Source organism: Ensifer sp. Root31 (genome assembly GCF_001424825.1).
Lineage (GTDB): Bacteria > Pseudomonadota > Alphaproteobacteria > Rhizobiales > Rhizobiaceae > Ensifer > Ensifer canadensis.
Genome location: NZ_LMCO01000012.1, coordinates 121,890 through 139,930, shown reverse-complemented (window position 1 = coordinate 139,930; position 18,041 = coordinate 121,890). Strand labels below are relative to the sequence as shown.

The 18,041-nt window shown below is 59.3% G+C and carries 18 protein-coding genes and 1 pseudogene; 10 read left to right on the top strand and 9 right to left on the bottom strand.

Annotated features, from left to right (window positions below):
- Nucleotides 1–3 precede the first annotated feature (3 nt).
- A complete protein-coding gene (locus ASD00_RS12620) occupies nt 4–1,953 on the bottom strand; it encodes a PrkA family serine protein kinase (protein WP_057206879.1) in 1,950 nt (649 codons plus the stop codon).
- Nucleotides 1,954–2,321: 368 nt separating this feature from the next.
- Here ASD00_RS12620 and ASD00_RS12615 point away from each other — a divergent pair.
- Both ASD00_RS12615 and ASD00_RS12610 read left to right on the top strand, forming a co-directional pair.
- Nucleotides 2,322–2,483: pseudogene (locus ASD00_RS12615) on the top strand (transposase domain-containing protein); the annotation flags it as partial.
- Nucleotides 2,484–2,587: 104 nt separating this feature from the next.
- Nucleotides 2,588–3,469: an AraC family transcriptional regulator gene (locus ASD00_RS12610; protein WP_057207306.1), complete on the top strand. Its 882-nt coding sequence runs from the start codon at nt 2,588–2,590 to the stop codon at nt 3,467–3,469.
- Nucleotides 3,470–3,800: 331 nt separating this feature from the next.
- On the opposite strand, the gene ASD00_RS12605 is transcribed toward ASD00_RS12610, so the two are convergent.
- The 3 genes from ASD00_RS12605 to ASD00_RS12595 form a co-directional block, all read right to left on the bottom strand.
- Nucleotides 3,801–4,352, bottom strand: a complete 552-nt coding sequence (locus tag ASD00_RS12605) for an isochorismatase family protein (RefSeq protein ID WP_082523532.1) — start codon at nt 4,350–4,352, stop codon at nt 3,801–3,803.
- Nucleotides 4,353–4,498: 146 nt separating this feature from the next.
- Nucleotides 4,499–5,455 (bottom strand): LysR family transcriptional regulator, encoded by a 957-nt coding sequence (locus ASD00_RS12600; protein WP_156585544.1) that lies wholly within the window; start codon nt 5,453–5,455, stop codon nt 4,499–4,501.
- A gap of 6 nt (nt 5,456–5,461) precedes the next feature.
- Nucleotides 5,462–6,277 carry a glucose 1-dehydrogenase gene (locus ASD00_RS12595; protein ID WP_057206872.1) on the bottom strand — a complete coding sequence of 272 codons (816 nt, stop codon included), beginning with the start codon at nt 6,275–6,277 and terminating at the stop codon, nt 5,462–5,464.
- Between the two features lie 177 nt (nt 6,278–6,454).
- On the opposite strand from ASD00_RS12595, the gene ASD00_RS12590 reads away from it, so the two are divergent.
- Together ASD00_RS12590 and ASD00_RS12585 are read left to right on the top strand one after the other, a co-directional pair.
- Nucleotides 6,455–7,627: a serine hydrolase domain-containing protein gene (locus ASD00_RS12590; RefSeq protein WP_057206870.1), complete on the top strand. Its 1,173-nt coding sequence runs from the start codon at nt 6,455–6,457 to the stop codon at nt 7,625–7,627.
- Between the two features lies 1 nt (nt 7,628).
- Entirely contained in the window at nt 7,629–8,456 is an 828-nt protein-coding gene (locus tag ASD00_RS12585; protein ID WP_057206869.1) for an arylamine N-acetyltransferase, read from the top strand.
- A gap of 159 nt (nt 8,457–8,615) precedes the next feature.
- Here the strand turns inward: ASD00_RS12585 and ASD00_RS12580 are convergent, their stop codons facing one another.
- Nucleotides 8,616–9,611 carry a dienelactone hydrolase family protein gene (locus ASD00_RS12580; RefSeq protein WP_057206866.1) on the bottom strand — a complete coding sequence of 332 codons (996 nt, stop codon included), beginning with the start codon at nt 9,609–9,611 and terminating at the stop codon, nt 8,616–8,618.
- Between the two features lie 129 nt (nt 9,612–9,740).
- Here ASD00_RS12580 and ASD00_RS12575 point away from each other — a divergent pair, with 129 nt between their 5' ends.
- Together ASD00_RS12575 and ASD00_RS12570 are read left to right on the top strand one after the other, a co-directional pair.
- Nucleotides 9,741–10,784, top strand: coding sequence for an AraC family transcriptional regulator (locus ASD00_RS12575; RefSeq protein ID WP_057206865.1), 1,044 nt, complete (start codon nt 9,741–9,743; stop codon nt 10,782–10,784).
- 338 nt (nt 10,785–11,122) lie between these two features.
- Nucleotides 11,123–11,683, top strand: a complete 561-nt coding sequence (locus ASD00_RS12570; RefSeq protein WP_057206863.1) for an NADPH-dependent FMN reductase — start codon at nt 11,123–11,125, stop codon at nt 11,681–11,683.
- Nucleotides 11,684–11,988: 305 nt separating this feature from the next.
- Here ASD00_RS12570 and ASD00_RS12565 read toward each other — a convergent pair whose 3' ends face one another.
- Nucleotides 11,989–12,219 carry a hypothetical protein gene (locus ASD00_RS12565; RefSeq protein WP_057206861.1) on the bottom strand — a complete coding sequence of 77 codons (231 nt, stop codon included), beginning with the start codon at nt 12,217–12,219 and terminating at the stop codon, nt 11,989–11,991.
- Entirely contained in the window at nt 12,216–12,545 is a 330-nt protein-coding gene (locus ASD00_RS39945; RefSeq protein ID WP_146160925.1) for a hypothetical protein, read from the bottom strand. Before ASD00_RS39945 ends, ASD00_RS12565 begins: the two co-directional genes overlap by 4 nt.
- Nucleotides 12,546–12,714: 169 nt before the next feature.
- Here ASD00_RS39945 and ASD00_RS12555 point away from each other — a divergent pair, with 169 nt between their 5' ends.
- From ASD00_RS12555 to ASD00_RS12545, 3 genes are all read left to right on the top strand, one after another.
- Nucleotides 12,715–13,572: a Ku protein gene (locus ASD00_RS12555; RefSeq protein ID WP_057206857.1), complete on the top strand. Its 858-nt coding sequence runs from the start codon at nt 12,715–12,717 to the stop codon at nt 13,570–13,572.
- Between the two features lie 4 nt (nt 13,573–13,576).
- On the top strand, nt 13,577–14,371 hold the full coding sequence (locus ASD00_RS12550) for a Ku protein (RefSeq protein ID WP_057206855.1): 795 nt from the start codon (nt 13,577–13,579) through the stop codon (nt 14,369–14,371).
- A 306-nt stretch (nt 14,372–14,677) separates the two neighbouring features.
- Nucleotides 14,678–14,935 (top strand): hypothetical protein, encoded by a 258-nt coding sequence (locus ASD00_RS12545; protein WP_156585542.1) that lies wholly within the window; start codon nt 14,678–14,680, stop codon nt 14,933–14,935.
- Between the two features lie 126 nt (nt 14,936–15,061).
- On the opposite strand, the gene ASD00_RS12540 is transcribed toward ASD00_RS12545, so the two are convergent.
- Both ASD00_RS12540 and ASD00_RS12535 read right to left on the bottom strand, forming a co-directional pair.
- Nucleotides 15,062–16,060 (bottom strand): ABC transporter permease, encoded by a 999-nt coding sequence (locus ASD00_RS12540; RefSeq protein ID WP_057206852.1) that lies wholly within the window; start codon nt 16,058–16,060, stop codon nt 15,062–15,064.
- A gap of 37 nt (nt 16,061–16,097) precedes the next feature.
- Entirely contained in the window at nt 16,098–16,895 is a 798-nt protein-coding gene (locus ASD00_RS12535; RefSeq protein ID WP_057206850.1) for an ATP-binding cassette domain-containing protein, read from the bottom strand.
- Between the two features lie 131 nt (nt 16,896–17,026).
- Between ASD00_RS12535 and ASD00_RS12530 the strand changes: the two genes are divergently transcribed.
- A complete protein-coding gene (locus ASD00_RS12530; protein ID WP_057206849.1) occupies nt 17,027–18,007 on the top strand; it encodes an NAD(P)-dependent oxidoreductase in 981 nt (326 codons plus the stop codon).
- Nucleotides 18,008–18,041 lie beyond the last annotated feature (34 nt).

The window sequence follows — 18,041 nt, the reverse complement described above, 5'->3', positions numbered from 1 at the left end:
TCGTCAACCGGCCTTGTTGACGCGCATATACCAGTCGACGAGCCGCCGCACCTGACGCTCGGTGTAGCCGCGTTCGGTCATGCGTTCCACGAATTCAGCGTGCTGCTTCTCGGTCACGCTGTCCTTCTTCGAGCCGAAGCTGATGACCGGCAAAAGGTCCTCGACCTGGCCGAACATGCGCTTCTCGATCACTTCCCGGAGCTTTTCATAGCTTGTCCAAGCGGGGTTGCGCCCGTTGTTTCTGGCGCGGGCGCGCAGGGTAAACTTTACGACTTCGTTGCGGAAATCCTTGGGGTTTGCGATCCCTGCGGGCTTTTCGATCTGCGACAGCTCGCCGTCGAGAACGTTGCGGTTTAGGATCTGACCCGTATCAGGATCCTTGAAGTCCTGATCTTCGAGCCAGGCATCCGCGTAAGAGATATAGCGGTCGAACAGGTTCTGACCATATTCGCTATAGGATTCGAGATAAGCCTTCTGGATTTCGTGACCGATGAACTCGGCATAACGAGCGGCGAGCTCCGAGCGGATGAAATCGAGATAGTTCGCTTCAGTCTCCTTGGGAAACTGCTCCCGCCGGATGGCCTGTTCCAGGATATACATCAGATGAACCGGATCGGCCGCGACTTCCTTGGTGTCGTAGTTGAAGGTCTCCGACAGCACCTTGAAGGCAAAGCGGGTACTGACGCCGGTCATGCCCTCATCGACGCCCGCGGCATCGCGATATTCCTGCAGGGACTTCGCCTTGGGATCGGTATCCTTCAGGTTTTCGCCGTCATAGACCCGCATCTTCGTGTAGGACGGCGAGTTCTCGTGTAGAGCGAGGCGCGTCGCCACCGTGAAGCGGCTAAGGTTCTCCAGCACCTCGGGCGCACATGGGCTCTCGGACAACTCGCTCTCGCGAAGCAGCTTTTCATAGATCAGCCGTTCCTCCGTGACGCGCAGGCAATAGGGAACCTTGACGACCAGAATCCGGTCGAGAAAGGCCTCGTTGTTCTTGTTGTGCTTGAATTGCAGCCATTCGGACTCGTTGGAATGGGCAAGCACGACGCCCTGGTAGGGGAAGGCGCCGAAGTTCTCCGTGCCGTTGTAGCTTCCTTCCTGCGTGGCGGTCAGCAGCGGATGCAGAACCTTGATCGGCGCCTTGAACATTTCGACGAATTCGAGCAGCCCTTGCGTAGTCCTGTTGAGCCCGCCGCTATAGGAATAGGCGTCGGGATCGGCCTGGCTGAAATTCTCGAGCTGGCGGATATCGACCTTGCCGACGAGCGCGGAAATATCCTGGTTGTTCTCGTCGCCCGGTTCCGTCTTGGCGATGGCGATCTGGCGCAGCCGCGAGGGCGTGAGTTTGACGACGCTGAACTTCGAAATGTCGCCGCCGATTTCGTCCAGCCGCTTGGTTGCCCAAGGCGATACCAAGTCGGTGAGCCGCCTCTTCGCAATTCCGTATTTGTCTTCGAGCAGATCCCCCATGCGATCTCGGTCGAACAGGCCGAGGGGTGACTCAAAGACGGGACTTATCTTACCGTCGATGGCCAGCGTGTAGATCGGCTGCTGCTCCATCAGCTTCTTGAGACGTTCGGCAAGCGACGACTTGCCGCCACCCACCGGCCCCAAGAGGTAAAGGATCTGCTTGCGTTCCTCGAGCCCCTGCGCGGCATATCGGAAATATCCGACGATCCGCTCGATCGTATCCTCCATTCCATAGAAGTCCGCAAAGGAGGGGTAGATCTTGATGGTGCGGTTGGCGAAGATACGGCCGAGGCGCTCGTCCGCGCTCGTGTCTATCAACTGCGGCTCGCCGATGGCAGCCACCATGCGCTCTGGCGCCGTGGCATACATGCTCCTGTCGTCGCGACAGGCGAGGAGATATTCCTGCAGACTTAACTTCTCTTGCACTCCGCTTGCGTAAGTCTGCGAAAAGAGGTCGAAAACATCGCCGTCATTGGCTCTCATGGAAGCCTCCTGCGGTCGCCCGAAGTCCTACGCTTCTGTTACGACCACTTCAATTTCAACGAAATTAGGCCCGGGTTTGTTCCCGAAATTGGCTGCCTTCACTACTTATCCATCTCACAGGCGCTGACGCCGAGCGAATCAAGGCGCTGCTTACTAACAATAACATCGGCCAGCCATCTTCGCACCCTATCTGAACAGCGAGTCCACTGTCCAAAAGCATGAAACAACCGAACGGCCCATCAGGTTGATTGGAGTACGGGAAAAAGGGCGCACTGATGATCAAAATCATAGGGGTCGCGCCGCCGAGCGGGCATTGCGCGGCTTGGCCGAAAGTCGCGGCTCTTTGCCGTCCCGATCGCGGACCCTTCATGGCCACCTTGATCATGACTGCCAAGTTCAACGACATCGATCCGCAAGCTTGGCTGGCCGACGTGCTTGCTCACATCGCTGACATGCCAATCAGCAGGTTGGAGCATTTACCTCCGGGACGCCGGCGGCGCTGGCCGCTCAGGCGGATGGCTACCTCATAGGCCAACGTTGTTACCGAGCGGCCGAGCCTGATAATCCGCAAGATCGGCCGAGCGCACAGCACTTGTGTGGGGCTATTTGGCCGTGCCACGGTGAGGACAGGATGATGACGACTACGCTTCGAAACTACCATGTCCGGATGCAACGGGTCCTAGATCACATCGATCAGCATCTCGACCGCAATCTGGACCTGGATGAGTTGAGCCGCGTGGCCGCCTTCTCCAAGTATCATTTCCATCGGCAGTTCGCGGCGGCCTTTGGGCTGTCCGTGCATCGCTATATCCAACTCGTCCGCATGAAGCGGGCATCCTACAGGCTGGCCTACAGGGACGCAGACAGCGTGACCGAGATAGCGATGGATGCCGGCTACGAAGCTCCTGACGCCTTTGCTCGCGCATTTCGGCAACGGTTCACCCAGTCGCCTTCGCAGTTCAGGAAATCTCCCGATTGGGTACCATGGCTTGCCGCCCTCGGGCCTCTCAACCAAGCAAGGAGCAAGCTCATGCAAAGGACATTTGCAGCCGATGACGTCGAAATCCGCGAGGTGTCTCCGACCTCTGTCGCGATCATGAAACATCAAGGTGATCCGGTAAGGATCGGCGACACGATCAAACGCTTTATAGCATGGCGCAAAGCCACTGGCCTGAATCCGAAGACCAGTCTGACTTTCAACATCTTCCATTCCGATCCGCGCGTGACGTCGGCGGACGAGTATCGGCTGGACCTTTGTGTCAGCACTGATCAGACGATCAAGACGAACGGAGAGCAGATTGAAGCGGGCATAATCCCCGGCGGCCGTTGCGCCGTGTTGAAAGTCGTCGGCAATACTGATGATCTGGAGCCTGCCGCGCTTTACCTCTACCGCGATTGGCTGCCGGCGAGTGGCGAGGAAGCGAGGGATTTCCCCCTGTATTGCCAGCGCCTCACCTTCTTTCCGGAAGCACCTGAACATGCGGCGATGGCAGAGCTCTTCCTGCCCCTTAAATAGCGACCCTTAATGGCGGCTTGTCCGTTCCCGTCCTGGACAAGCTGCTTCCCACCCAAATCCGCCGATCCGGCTCAACAGCGCGTTCGCTGAACGTGGGCATTCCATCAGGCGAGATCATAGCGGCCTTCGCCGGATGGCTACTGCTTGAGCTTTGCGGGACGGGTGCAGTCATGTCTCCGGCCTGTTTATGCGGCACGTTGTTACCGCCCGCCCTGATGTTGTCCGATTGATCCGATCCCTATCACGTTGACGCGCTGTTGGTGCGATAACGCAGCGGGCGCTTCTGTTCGTGCGCCCATTCCGCTAGACTGTCACTGACCCGCATCCCGCGTCACACGACTTGTACGCGCCCGCCGAACCCGGAACGGAACAAAGCTTCGTGCGCATCCTGATCCGGGTCATAGCAGCAGTCCCGGACTAGGTGCACGGCGTAGTCCGCATCACTGGCCCAGGAGACGCTTGAAAGAACAACACCGGTGGTGCTTATCCCAGCCATTACCAGCGTGCTTACGCCGCGCGTCCGAAGGTCGGCGTCAAGCGATGTGCCATAGAAGACGCTGGCTCGCGGACATGCATAGAAAAGGTCACCCCGTTCGACCGCAAGACCTTCGACGGGCAGACCAGTACGAAATCGTCCGGTCGGTAGATACGGTGAGATTTGGCGGTTTTCCGCCGGCGGTGCATGTTCATACCCTTCGCCTAGCGAAAAATTGGGAAATAGCAACGGTCGACCAGTGGCGCGCCAGCGCCGGATCAGTGCGTTACACTGCCCCAACGACGGCGACGGTTGCTCCCCGAAAAGGATTGCGAACACGTCGACTTGATAGTGCATAATGACGAGGGCCGCTCTATCAATGTAGCTGCCCTGGAAATCGACCGCCATCACAACCCTCCAAAATCAAATTTGAGTTCGACCCCGGTATTCGTCAGCGCCAAGTGTAGCTTGAGCCGATGAACCTCTCGCAAACGAGAAGCGAGGCCATGTATTCATTTGCTCCACTGTCGCTGTCGCCCCGCCGCTGTCCATAGCTATGGCCTTGCAGGACTGAGCCGTGATCGAAGGCCGACGAACTCGGAGACAGCAAAGTCAATGAGTTTTCGGATACGAGGTATGCGGCGCATGTCGCTATGAACGCCGATCACGAGTGGCAATGTCGGTGGAGAGTTCCCTGTATCCACGGCAAGCAATCCCAGTCGATCGGCGGCCAGAAAGAACGGAAGCGTGGCAACCGCTACACCCGCTTCCACCGCACTCAGTTGTGAGCGTATCGAATTTGTCCGCAGGATCACCCTTGCGTCCGGAAGGATCTCCTTCAGCCACGTGGAGAGCGATACGCGTACGGGCGCCTCGGCGAGTTCGACGATGGAATGCGCCGTGCTATCCCCGGCTGCCGGCTTTCCGAAACGCTCGATGTAGTCGCGCGATGCGAACAACCCATAGCGAATCTCCGCCACCTTCCATTCAACGATGTCCTTCTGGTCGAAGCCGCCAAACCGGAAGGCGATATCAGCGTCTCGCCGGGACAGGTTGAAGCGCCTGCTATCGTTGATGAGATTGATGGTGATGCCCGGATGGTCGGCGGCGAACTTCGCCAGAATGGGCGCGATGACATAGTCGCCCAGCCAGTCGAGGGTAGTCACGGTAACTGTTCCCTGCAGCCCTTCCTCCTGCGCCGCAAAGCGGCGCTCTACTGCCAGGGCACTCGCCTCCATCTGCTCGAGAATCGACAGGATGGACTGGCATGCGACAGTCGGCATCAGCCCGTTCGAATGCCTTTCGAAGAGCTTATGGCCGCATTTTGTCTCGAAGGCGTCAAGGCGACGACTGAGCGTCGGCTGCGTGGTGCCAAGGCTGCGGGCCGCCGCACTTAGGGAGCCGTGGCGGGCGAGCACCTGAACAAGACGCATTTCTTCCCAGTTCATACGGCTATCTCCATCCCAAATTTGCGCCTGGACGCTACGACGGACCCGAAGCCGGCGCCGCAAGATCCGTCAATCCACCGCGAGGCGAGGTGGCTGATCCCGGCGATAATTCATAGACAGCTTGGTGCCTGCCGTCATTCCCCCGTCGATGGGAAGCACCGCGCCGGTGATGTAACTTGCCTGCTCGGAACAAAGCCAAAGCACTGCCGCCGCAACCTCTTCGACCGTGCCAAGACGGCCCATCGGCGTCGAAAGGGCGGCTTGCTGCTGTACCTGCGCGCCTGCGGCTTCGAGATGATGGGTCAGGATCGGCCCTGGGGCGACGACGTTTATGCGGATCCCCTGATCGGCGTAGTCGAGCGCCGCAGCCTTCGTAAGGCCGATAATGCCGGCCTTTCCCGCGACATAGGCCGAAAGACCTGATGTCCCGTTCACCCCGGCAACCGAGGCCATGTTGGCGATCGCGCCACCGCCGTTGTGTAACATGGCTCCGATCTGGTGGCGCATACCAATGAAGGTGCCACGAATATTGGTTCGCATGCTGCGATCGAAGGCCTCGATATCGAGATCGGCAAGGGGCGCCGGCATCCCGCCGTCGGTTGCATTGTTAAAGGCAGCGTCCAGTCGTCCATACCGCTCAAGGGCGCTGTCCAGGGCGCGTTTCATCGCGCTCTCGTCACCGACATCCGCCTGGATCGCCAACGCCTCCCCGCCCCGCTCGCGGATCGAACCTGCGACTTCATCGATCGCCTGTTTCGAGCGGGCAAGCAGCACGACGGCCGCGCCTTCCTTCGCAAATGCCCTGGCGGTGGCCGCGCCTATGCCCTTACTTGCGCCGGCGACCAGCGCGACCTTTCCGGAATATCTCTGTTCAAGTGCATTCATCGACCGACCTCCACGCTGAAACTGTGGTGGTTGTGTAGCCTACGCTTGCGACCGCGTCCTCCTGTAGCGGCGTATGCCTCCCATACGCAGGCAGGCAATCGACTCGTCCACGCCGAGCCGTTTCCATCGATGCGAGGCCCTGTCGGCAAAGACCGGGGCGCTGACGGGAGAAAATCAATGGCCGGACTGACGTCAACCGAACTGAAACGAACGCCGCTGCCGCAATTGCGGTCCGCGATTGATAAGGCGATCGACGACGCTTTGACGCAAGAGCGGATCGTCGGCACCGTCGTCCTGGTTTCCATCGACGGCAGCCTCACCTACCAGCGCGCCGCCGGCTTTGCCGATCGTGAGGCGGGGCGCCGGATGCAACTCGAGAGCATCTTCCTGCTCTCATCCGTCACTAAGCCGATCGTAACGGCGGCCGCCCTGGCATTGATCGACAAAGGCGTGATGCATCTCGACGATGCGGTATCGACATGGTTGCCCGACTTCTCGCCGCGCCTGTCGGACGGAAGTCTGCCGCGCGTTACCCTGCGCCATCTGCTGACGCACAGCGCCGGGCTCAGCTACGCCTTCATGGAACGAGGTGACGGCCCCTATCGGAGGCTCGCCATCAGCACCGGGCTCGACAACACCAATGACGATCTTTCCGACCTCATCCGGAAATTGAACGCCGTCCCGCTCGCCTATCGGCCCGGAGAGGGCTGGGGCTACTCGATGAGCCTCGACGTTCTCGGTGCCGTCATCGAGCGTGCGACGGAACGTACGCTTTCAGACGCGGTGGCGACGCTGGTGATCAGTCCGCTGCAGATGGAGGATACGGCATTTTCGGTTGTCGATCGCAGCCGGCTTGTCACGCATTACGGTAACGCGACGCCTCGACCACGGCGATTGGCGGATGACGATGCCATTCCGTTCTTCGGCAATCCGGTCAGGTTCTCCCCCGTGCGGATTTTCAACACCCAAGCTTTTCCGTCAAGCGGCGCCGGCATGGCCGGCACGGCCGGCGACATCCTGCGCCTTCTCGAATGTCTCAGAACGGGTGGTACGCCCATCTTGAAACGCGAGACCGCCCGTTCAATGTTTGAAATGCAGGCGAAGACCGCAGGCGCAGCCGCCGGACGGGGCTGGGAGTTCGGCTTTGGAGGCGCGATCCTTGCCTCTCCTGAAGACGCCGGAAGTCCCCAAAATCCGGGCACGCTGCAATGGGACGGAGCCTATGGGCACAAATGGTTCATCGATCCGGATCGACGCCTTTCCATCGTTGCGCTCACCAACACCGCGTTCGAAGGCATGATCGGCCGCTTTACGACCGACCTACGCGATGCACTATACCGGAGCCTTTGACATGCCGAGATCTGCTGTTCCCGTCGACCTCGACCAATACTTCGCGCGCATTGGCTACGGCGGGCCGCGCTCACCGGATCTTGCGAACCTTCGGGCGATTATTGCGCACCATGTCGCAACGATCCCCTTCGAAGCCATAGACGTCCTTCTGGGACACAGGATCGATCTGTCGCCCGCAGCCGTCGATGTCAAACTGATCGCGCGCCGGCGCGGCGGATACTGTTTCGAGCACAACGGACTGTTTCAAAGGGTCCTGTTATCGCTCGGCTACGTGGCAGAGCCGCTGATTGCCCGCGTCCTTTGGATGCGGGAAAGAACCGCTCCGCCGCCGGCCTGGTCGCATATGGCGCTCCGCATCGTTATTGACGGAGTAGCCTATCTCGTCGACGTCGGCTTCGGCAGCTGCGTTCCAACGCTTCCCTTGCGCTTTGACGTCGCGGCGCCACAACCGACGACGCATGAGATGTTTCGTTTGACCGCCACACCGGAGGGCTTTTTGCTCAAGGTACTGCTCGCCGCAAAGTGGTCACCGGTCTACGAGGTTTCGACGAGGATCTGCGCTGACGAAGAATACGATACCGCAAACGTCGGAGCGTCGACCCATCCACACTCCCATTTCCGCCAGCAACTGCTTGTGGCCTTGACGACGACAGAAGCACGAAACGTACTGCTCGGGAACAGGTTGACGATCCGCCATCGCAATGGACAGGTCGAACGTCGTTGGCTGGATGCAGTGGCAACCGAGGAGGCGCTGATTAATCTGTTCGGGCTGCCGTTTCAAAACGAATGGCGACGAATCTTGCCTCGGGCAACGAGCACACCCGCATGAGCCATTGTCACCAATTATCGCGAGGCTGGATGATGCCGCCGTTGGCGCCTGTCCGCAAAAATCACCTGGAGGGACTACAGCGCCGCGCGTCTTATTAGACGCGCAAAGGTCGCTGTAGCACTTTGAATGACTGCATCCGGCGCGTAGACGCGGCCCGAGCTAGAGATTTCGGCGGAAGAAGGCGACGACGGCTGCATTCAGGCGCACATGAAATTCTGCCCGATCGAAGCCGGGTGTATCGGTGCAGATTTCGTGCAACGCCGCCAGCTGGCTCTTTGTGCAAGGCGCGAGGAATGAGTAATGTCCGGCGCCAGGCTCGATATGAGATATTGGCGTGACCGGCAACCCGCCCTTCACGATTGCGAAGTCCGGCTCCGCTGGCACGATGTGATCCAGCTCCGCCGCCCAGAGTGCCACCGGCTTTTGCACTTCGCGCAGACCGTCAGGCAGGAACAGCGCCGGCATCGCCGGGGCGGCGACGAAGGCCGCCTTCAGCCGTTCATCGCGAACGACGTCCAGCGGCGCAGCGCCGAAGCTCCGGGCGATACTGTCTGCCCCGCCGAACTCGCGGCAGACCCATCTTTGCGGAAACGCCACACATTGGTCGATCAGACCGGAAAGCTCAGGTTTGCCACCCAGGGCGACGAGCGACGTGAAGCCGCCAATGGAGAACCCAAAAATGCCGACACGATCCGGATCGATTGCAGCACGCTGCGACCAGGTCTGCAGCATGCAGTCGATGATCAGCGATATATGCCGCGGCCGCTCGGTCAGCTGTCTGCGGGTGGCGTAGTGGCGCATGTCCGCATAGTTGTCGCCGGAATGCGAAAGGGCGACAACGACAAACCCGGCTTCGGCCAGCGCGAAGGCCGTATCGTGATGGCCGTAGGCGCTGCCACCCGTGCCGTGCGAGAGGACCACCAGGGGTAGTCGCTTGCCACTGACGGGACCGTCGGCGGCAACGGTCTGGGAATAATCGCCGAGTGCCTGCAACCGAGGCGCTTCGTTCGATGGATACCAGATCGCTGCATGGATAGGACGATCGAGAGGATCAGAAACTTCAACCTCCTGGAAGCCGACGCTCGCACAGGCGGCCGAAGATATGAGAAGTGTAACCTGAAGAAGAAGCAGGAAAAACGGTCTGAACGAGATCATGGACTTGGCCCGATTGAAATGACGCCGAGGACATTGACATGACGGTTGCGCAATAGAGACCAAGATCATGTTCGAGGTCGTCTCCGATCACGATCTGGTCAATAGTGGCCGCAAAACAGGACCGACTCGATGCTCTTCGTTCCGTTGCCGTTCGTCGCGGCGCTGCTGCTGCTCATTCTTTTGGTACAGATGAGCCTTCGTGAGCAGGCTGCCAGCCGGCATTTCCGGATATTGGTCCTGTTGCTTTGCGTTCTTGCGACGGTCATCGGCGTGCGCTGGGGCTATGGGATCGAACCTGTCTTGCCGGCCCAGGCCATTCTTGCCTCTGCCGTCGGCCCCATGGCCTGGGTCTGTTTCGCGACCTTCGTCGCCGAGCCGGGCAACACATCCTCCTATCGTTTCTGGCCGCACATTTTGCCGTCGCTGCTGGTGACACTCCTTGCCGTCGCCTCACCACAATGCCTCGATCTGACCCTCATCGCCATCTTCGCTTGTTATGCGGTCGCCCTTGGACGTCTCGCATCGGGGGGCTCGGACGCGCTCGACCTTGCGCGTTTCGACGATGCCCCTCTCGTTCATCGGTCGCTGCAGATCATGGCTGCGACGCTATTGCTTGCGGTCATCGCGGACAGCTTGATCGCATTGGACCTGCGCGTGTTCGACGGTTCGTATGCCGCCACGATCGTCACCGTTGCGACGATCCCCCTCGTGCTTTTGCTCGGGGCCGGGGCTGCGATCGCATCCCGAGCTCCGATCCCGCGCGAGCCCGAAGCCGTGCAGCCGGCGCCGGCATCCGACGACGACACCCATATTGTTGCGCGCCTGGCGCAACTGATGCAGACGCAAGGGCTCTATCGCGACCATGAGCTCAACCTTAGCCGGCTGGCGCGCAGGGCAGGCATTCCCGCCCGTCACCTGTCGAAGGCCGTCAACATCGTTTGCGGCAAGAACCTCTCGCAGTATGTCAACGATTTCCGGATCGCGGAGGCCTGCCGGCTCCTCGAAAAAGCCGATATCGCCGTCACCACGATCGTCTACGACGTAGGCTTTCTGACGAAATCCAATTTCAATCGTGAATTCCGGCGCGTGACCGGCATGAACCCGACAGAGTGGCGTTCATGCCGGATGGGTGGTCCTGTTCAAGTAGACAGCGCTAGCCGGGGCTTCCCCTGACCCCGCAAACAAGCTCGTCCGGTTGGGCATGTAACATCAAATTTTGCGATGGCCGGCCTTGCGCTTATGCGGGGCAGACCCGCCTGGATCCGAGCCGGAAAAAGGACCGTCAGCCTTGCTGCCGGAGGGATAGGATCGATGCGTCAACCGCATGAACTCGTGGCACGCGCGCCGCCACGACCAAAGACTGATCAAAGCGAAGTCGTCGGCCTGGACTCAGTAGACGATTGAATCTCAGTTCTTGAGTCGAATTGAACTACTTCCTCACCTATCGACTCGGGCTCAACTCGCTGGTGTGGACCGCTTGCCGGATAAGGATATTCCATTATCTTTTGAGCATGAAGATATTGGCGATTTCGGGCAGCACACGTCAGCTATCCACCAACACGGCCTTGTTAAGGGCTTTCCAAGCCTTGGCACCGGCCGATGTCGCAATCGATGTCTTTGACCGGATCGGTGAGTTGCCGGTCTTTTCTCCTGACCTTGAGGGCCCGAATACCCCGGAAAGCGTCATCCGGTTCATCGAAAAAATTTCCGCGAGTGATGGGCTGATCATTTCGAGCCCCGAATATGTTCGCAGCATTCCCGGTGGCCTCAAAAACGCGATCGACTGGCTTGTCTCCGGTGAGGCGGTGATCGGAAAACCAATAGCCCTCGCCCATGCTTCGCACCGAGGCGAGGACATGCTGGCGGTGCTGCGAACGGTACTTTCGACTGTAAGCTCGAATTTCTCCGAGAGGATTTTCTTTCGGTTTCCGGTGATGAAACAGGCGCCTGACGCAATCAGGGGAAGCCTCATGACTTCGACTAATCGTCCCGGGGCGGAGAAATTCCTCAAGGACTTTGCAGCGTTCTGCCGGAGCCAGAAACGCGAGATTCCAGACGCCATTGATATTTGAACGGTGGCAGCGCCCGTAAATGATCTGGATACAGGCCAAAGAAACCGAACGAGCCGTAAAACTCCACGAAACGGCGCCGGAATTCGATGCGGGATCGGCGCCAATTGGCGAGTTCCATCAAGCGCTGCTCGAGCGGCAATCGATGAAAAAAGTTCCCGCCAGCGGCGATGCTAAAAAAGAGAACAAGCAGATAAAGCAGCGGTCTGAGAAAGTCTGGCATGCGTGCGTGAACGGAGAGCAGGTACTCGGAGGCATTTCTCGCAGCTATACGTCACATTGGGCCCGAAAACATAGATTTGAGCGCGTTAATGGGACACCTCACTGGTGCTGCCCGCTCTCGCTCTGATCACAGCGGCGAGCGCTGCACGGCGCCATTCCGGCAGCTTCAATATGAAGGTGTCCATGTCCCGTCCGAAGTTTGACCAGGCCTTGTCGCCCGCTTGTCCGGGATCGATCACGCCGGCCGCCTCGAGGTCGGACCGGTCCATGTTCACACGCGCAAGTGAAATCTGCAGCAGATCTGTGCCGGTGATCATCGCCCTACTCCCTGTTGACGAACGTTGAGCGTTCCATGGCTGGCTTGCTGCGGCGCCTGGTGCGGCTCGGCCGCTTCCTCTTCCTCGACCAGCTTGTGATAACAAGCCTCGATATCATGGGCGATTCCGTCGGCGTCGTAGAGGTAGCCGTCCGTTCCGCCGTCGGTCTCGATGATCTCGGCAAGGGAGTTCATCACCGCGCGGCCGAGGCGCTGCAGAGCGTCGCGATGTCGATCGGCGCCGCCACTTTCAAAGGCGCGATTGGCTTCGTCGAGGGCCCGGTGCATAGCCTCAAATGACCCGTCGATATGGAGCTTCGTGTTCATAGCACCGCCTCCCTCACTCCTGGACTGTGCAACAGACTCCCAAACGCAATACTCGTGGATAGGTTCATCCTACTATCGACAGCCCACTAAACGCCACAATTGATTCGCGTCTTAGCCGGAACAAACGTAATCTGCCTCCGTTGAATCCGGGCTACCGGGAGAAATCGATATGGCCGGACGTGCTCTTTGGAAGGGCTTTTTGAAGTTTGCCGAGATCAGTTGCCCCGTGGCGCTTCACAGCGCTGCGTCGACTTCCGAGCGCGTGAGCTTCAACACCTTGAACCGAAAAACCGGAAATCGCGTGAAGCGGGAGTATGTCGATATCGACACATGGAAGGTGGTCGAGCGCGAAGATCAGATCAAAGGCTATGAGGTCGATGACGGCCGCTACGTGCTGTTTGAACCCGAGGAACTGGCCGCGGCGGTTCCTCCAAGCGACAAGACCTTGCGCATACAATCCTATGTGCCGTTCGGCGAAATCGATGATCTCTATTTCGACAAACCCTATTACCTGCTCCCCGATCGGCTGGGCGAAGAGACCTTCGTCCTGATCCGGGATGCAATGCGTGAGTCCAAGGTCGGCGCCCTCGCCCAAGCTGTGCTTTTCCGCCGGCTGCGGACAGTTCTCATTCGCGCCCACGGTGACGGGCTCATCGCCACCACCCTCAATTTCGACTATCAGGTTCGCTCCGCCAAGGAAGCGTTCGCCGACATTCCGAACCTCAAGATCGAAGGTGAAATGCTTGACCTTGCAAAGCACATCATCAAGACCAAGGCCGGCCTGTTCGATCCGCGGACCTTCGACGATAGATACGACGCGGCGCTTGCTGAACTCGTGAAGGCGAAGATGGAAGGCCGGACGGTCAAGGCGAAGAAACAGCCGAAGGTCGAGCCGTCGACGAACCTGATGGAGGCGCTGCGCATGAGCGCCGGTTTCGGATCGGCGCGCGCATCGAAGCCCCGCACTGCAGCAGCTGCGCGAGCCGTCCCGACGCCACGGCCGGCAGCGCGCAAGAAGGCAGGCTAAAGTCATGGCCGCCGTCAAACCTTACTGGAAAGGTTACCTCAAGCTTTCACTGGTCACCTGCCCCGTCGCCCTGTCGCCGGCCACCAGCGACACCGAGAAGATCCGGTTTCACACCATGAATCGCGCCACCGGCAACCGCGTGGCTTCACGGTACGTCGACAGCGTGACCGGCAAGGAAGTCAATACAGAGGACCAGGTGAAGGGCTACGAGCGCGGCGAAGGCGATTACATCATTCTCGAGGAAGAAGAACTCGATGCGGTGGCGCTCGAAAGCGTCCGGACGATTGAGATCGACATGTTCACGCCGCGCGATTCCATCGAATGGATCTGGCTCGAGAAGCCGCACTACCTGGTGCCGAACGACAAGGTTGGTGAAGATGCGTTCGCCGTGATCCGCGACGCCATGCGCGCAGAGAACGTCGTTGGGATTTCCCGTCTCGTCTTCGGCCAGAGAGAGCGCGCGGTGATGCTTGAGCCCCGCGGCGAAGGCATCGTTCTATGGACGTTGCGCTATGGTGACGAGGTGAGACCTGAGGAAGAGTATTTCTCGAACATCAAGGCAAAGCCCGAGGGCGGCCTTGCTCCGCTGATGAAGCAATTGATCAAGCAGCAGACGAAAAAGTGGGCGCCGATCCCCGACCCCATTCAGGATCGCATGCTCGAACTGATCGCCGAGAAGAAGAAGACGTTGAAGCCGAAGGCCAAGCGCAGGGTTACACCGGCGAAAGACAACGTCGTCGATATCATGTCAGCGCTTCGCGACAGCTTAGAACGAGAGAAGAGCGGCAAAGCCCGGTAGCCCCTTCCCCAAGGCTTTCCTCCCCGGAGGGATCCCGAACTCTGAGAGTTGCGCCATGAGAAATCCGACGCACAATCGTGCCGCTTTGAGATAGACCGGCATGTAGTTGCTTGGGAACCGTCCCTCCGTTGCGCAAAATTGGAATGTCACACTCCGCGCGCTTTGATCACGTGGGAGATTGCGGATTGGGACTGGCTCTCAATCCGCTGTAGACACGCGCCCCGTTGACGCGTCGGCTCAAAGTCATCTTGCTACTTTCATTTTCGTGGTGGACAATCTCTCGGCCGACAGACCGAGGAGCGAATGATGAATTTCGAGAAGGTCGGGCGAACCCGAATGATGATGCGGCTGCCACGACACCGGAAACAGATTTCCGATGCCAACTTCCTTGCGATCAACGATCTGCTCGAAGCTTACGGCGTCGCCGCCATGAAGCGTGATGAGTTACGGGAGCAACTGATGCCAGATCCCACGGTGAGGGAGGAGTATGAGGATCTCTGTCAGAAGCTAGAGGACGACATCATCAAGATGTTGGCAGGTGTAAGCCCGCGCATGGTGCGTTAGCCCATTGGGCGAGCTACCTGTGCACTCGCCGCGATCCATCTCATCTCGTTCCATCTCGGCCGCGCCGGCGTAGATTCCAACTCGCAGAACAATTCATCGAGCGGTCCGCGCGACGAAATCTCGGAGCTACTCGGTCTGCCGGAAATTGCGGATGCGGTCGAAAAGCACCGCAAGGATGGTCGCGCCGCCAATGAACGTTCCCTGCCAGAACGCGTTGATGCCGAGCAGCCCGAGGCTATTACGGATCACCTCGATGAGCGCCGCACCGACCAGTGCGCCTAAGGCCGTGCCGACGCCGCCGGCCAGGTTGGCGCCACCAATCACCGCCGCTGCGATGACCTGAAGCTCCATGCCAGCGCCGATATTCGTTGTTACCGCTCCAAGCCAGCCAGTCTGGATGATGCCGGCAAGACCGGCGGAGAGGGCAGAAATCATATACACACCGACCTTGATCGGACGCACAGGTATACCGGTAGCAGTCGCGGCGTGCTCGTTGCCGCCGATGGCGTAGATATAGCGGCCCAGCCTCGTCCATCGCAGAACGAAACCCGTCAGCAGCGTCAGCACAATCATGTAGATCACCGGGTTGGCGATGCCGAACAGCCAGGCCCCCCCGCCAAGAGCGAGCAGTTTGTCGTGGTCCGGTCCGAACTGGAAAACAACCGTGTTGTTGGACGCTACCATCGCCAGGCTTCGTGCGATCGAAAGCATGCCGAGTGTCACCACAAAAGGAGGAAATCCGACATAGGCGATGAGCACACCGTTAAACGCGCCGATGAAAAGCGCCGTTGCCACCGAGGCGACAATCCCGACCTCGATGCTATAGCCGGAATGCATGACGACTGCCAGGACCATGCTGCATAGGCAAAGCACCGACCCAACCGACAAGTCGATCCCGCCGGTGATGATAACCAGCGTCATGCCGAGGGCAATGATAGCGACGAAGGTGGCGTTGCGGGTGATGTTGTAGAGGTTCTTCGCTGTGGCAAACGAATCCGTTGCGAAGGAAAGGAAGATGCACGCCAGAACGACAGCGACGAACACCCAGAACGTCTGGTTGGCGAGGATCGCAGCGCCCAACGTGCGTTGTTTGTGAGCGATCGTCTGGTCGAGCATTGTTGCCATTTTCTTACGCATTCCTCCGATGCGGCACCTGCAGCGCTCATCCTCTTTCGATGGCGCCCGTAATCAATCCTGTCACTTCTTCAGGCGACGTCTGCGCAATAGGCTTGTCGGCGACCTTTCGGCCGCGCCGCATGACGATGACGCGATCTGCGACATCAAAAACATCCGGCATACGATGGCTGATGAGCACGACCGCGATGCCGCGATCGCGCAACCCACGGATCAGATGCAGCACCTCGGCGACCTGGCGCACCGAAATGGCCGCCGTCGGCTCGTCCATAAGGACGATCTTTGCCTCGGAGATCATCGTTCGCGCGATCGCGACCGCTTGCCGCTGCCCTCCGGACATTTGCCTGACGAGATCGCGGGGGCGAGTTTCGGATCGAAGCTCGCTAAAGATCTCTCCCGCGCGACGGTACATTGCCTTGTAGTCAAGGACCCGCAGTGGGCCAAAGCCGCGCCTGAGTTCGCGTCCAAGGAACACATTTGCCGCCGCCGAGAGATTATTGCACAGCGCCAGGTCCTGATGAACGATCTCGATGCCGTGCTGCCTTGCCTCTATCGGCCGATGCAGCACGATTTCGTTGCCGTCGAGCCGTATCGTTCCCTGGCTCGGGCGATGGTTGCCGGCAATCATTTTGACCAGCGTCGACTTACCGGCGCCGTTATCCCCCATGAGGCCGACCACCTGGCCTGCTTCCAGCGAGAGCGAAACGTCGTTGACCGCCTGAATGGCGCCGAAATGCTTGGAAATGTTGGTGATCTCGAGTGTCGCCACCAGTCGTCTCGCCTCCCGAAGCGCGCCGGCACGCCAACGGGCGCGATCGTTCCTCAGTCTTCACCCAGCTGTCGACAGCTTATTTACGCAAATCCTTATGAAGGCGTCAATGACGTCCTGTGCGTAGAAACTGTTTTGTATGACAAATACACGTTGCCCTGTATATTAGCTATCGGTGGGAGACAAAAATGCTGATCCTTGTCACCGGTGCAACCGGCAAGGTCGGGCGGAACCTCATCGCGGGGCTGCTTGACCAACCGCGTTTTTCGCAGGCGCAGATCCGTGCGCTCTGCCACAATCGCCTGCTCGACCCGTGCGATCGAATCGAGATGGTCCGCGGGACGATCGCCGACCGCAGCGTCGCAGATGCGGCAATGCAGGGCGTCACCCATGTCGTGCACCTCGCCACCTGCAAGGAAACGCCCGACGCGGTCATGGACATCACGGTCAAGGGATTGTTCTGGCTACTCGAGGCCTTCCGGATCAGCCCATCCGCACGTCAGTTTATCCTCGTCGGTGGGGATGCGGCGGTCGGCCATTTCTTCTATCGCCATGATGGTCCTGTGACGGAGAAGACGCCGCACCGTGCTTACCCCGGCTGCTACGCGCTATCGAAGGTCCTCGAGGAAGTGATGCTCGAGCAATACGCGGTTCAATACGGCACAATCGGTTGCTGCCTGCGCGCGCCGTGGATCATGGAGAAGGACGACTTCAAACAGACGTTGTCGTTCGGCGACGATGTGTTTGGCGGGCCTGACTGGAAAACCTTGTTTGAGCCTGCAGCAGCAAGGCGATATGCCGAGGCCGGAACCGTGCCGCTTCTTCGCGACGCAGATGGCCGGCCGCTCAAACGCAATTTCGTGCATGTCAGCGACCTGGTCTCGGCGATCCTGGCAGCGATCGACAATCCCCGCGCTGCACGGCAGTTGTTCAACGTCTCCATGGACCGTCCAGTGGACTATGGCGAGGTCGCAAGCTACCTCGCACGTACGCGCGGCCTCGGCTCGGTTGACGTCCCCAGCGGCTTCCACTCGAACTGGATGGATAACAGCAAGGCCAAATATCTTCTGGATTGGCGCCCTGACTACGATCTCGAAAAGCTTATCGACTCGGCCTGGCAATACGAGCGTCAGTCGAACGATCCTCGTATCGTCTTTTATCCGGGTTGATTTGTGCCGCGGACAGACAATGTCCGCTTGTTCA

Bases quoted from the DNA above. Each gene is read 5' to 3' on its own strand.
- ASD00_RS12620 (WP_057206879.1), bottom strand. From the start codon at position 1,953: ATGAGAGCCAATGACGGCGATGTTTTCGACCTCTTTTCGCAGACTTAC.
- ASD00_RS12610 (WP_057207306.1), top strand. From the start codon at position 2,588: ATGACGACTACGCTTCGAAACTACCATGTCCGGATGCAACGGGTCCTA.
- ASD00_RS12605 (WP_082523532.1), bottom strand. From the start codon at position 4,352: ATGGCGGTCGATTTCCAGGGCAGCTACATTGATAGAGCGGCCCTCGTC.
- ASD00_RS12595 (WP_057206872.1), bottom strand. From the start codon at position 6,277: ATGAATGCACTTGAACAGAGATATTCCGGAAAGGTCGCGCTGGTCGCC.
- ASD00_RS12590 (WP_057206870.1), top strand. From the start codon at position 6,455: ATGGCCGGACTGACGTCAACCGAACTGAAACGAACGCCGCTGCCGCAA.
- ASD00_RS12585 (WP_057206869.1), top strand. From the start codon at position 7,629: ATGCCGAGATCTGCTGTTCCCGTCGACCTCGACCAATACTTCGCGCGC.
- ASD00_RS12580 (WP_057206866.1), bottom strand. From the start codon at position 9,611: ATGATCTCGTTCAGACCGTTTTTCCTGCTTCTTCTTCAGGTTACACTT.
- ASD00_RS12575 (WP_057206865.1), top strand. From the start codon at position 9,741: ATGCTCTTCGTTCCGTTGCCGTTCGTCGCGGCGCTGCTGCTGCTCATT.
- ASD00_RS12570 (WP_057206863.1), top strand. From the start codon at position 11,123: ATGAAGATATTGGCGATTTCGGGCAGCACACGTCAGCTATCCACCAAC.
- ASD00_RS12565 (WP_057206861.1), bottom strand. From the start codon at position 12,219: ATGATCACCGGCACAGATCTGCTGCAGATTTCACTTGCGCGTGTGAAC.
- ASD00_RS39945 (WP_146160925.1), bottom strand. From the start codon at position 12,545: ATGAACACGAAGCTCCATATCGACGGGTCATTTGAGGCTATGCACCGG.
- ASD00_RS12555 (WP_057206857.1), top strand. From the start codon at position 12,715: ATGGCCGGACGTGCTCTTTGGAAGGGCTTTTTGAAGTTTGCCGAGATC.
- ASD00_RS12550 (WP_057206855.1), top strand. From the start codon at position 13,577: ATGGCCGCCGTCAAACCTTACTGGAAAGGTTACCTCAAGCTTTCACTG.
- ASD00_RS12545 (WP_156585542.1), top strand. From the start codon at position 14,678: ATGAATTTCGAGAAGGTCGGGCGAACCCGAATGATGATGCGGCTGCCA.
- ASD00_RS12540 (WP_057206852.1), bottom strand. From the start codon at position 16,060: ATGGCAACAATGCTCGACCAGACGATCGCTCACAAACAACGCACGTTG.
- ASD00_RS12530 (WP_057206849.1), top strand. From the start codon at position 17,027: ATGCTGATCCTTGTCACCGGTGCAACCGGCAAGGTCGGGCGGAACCTC.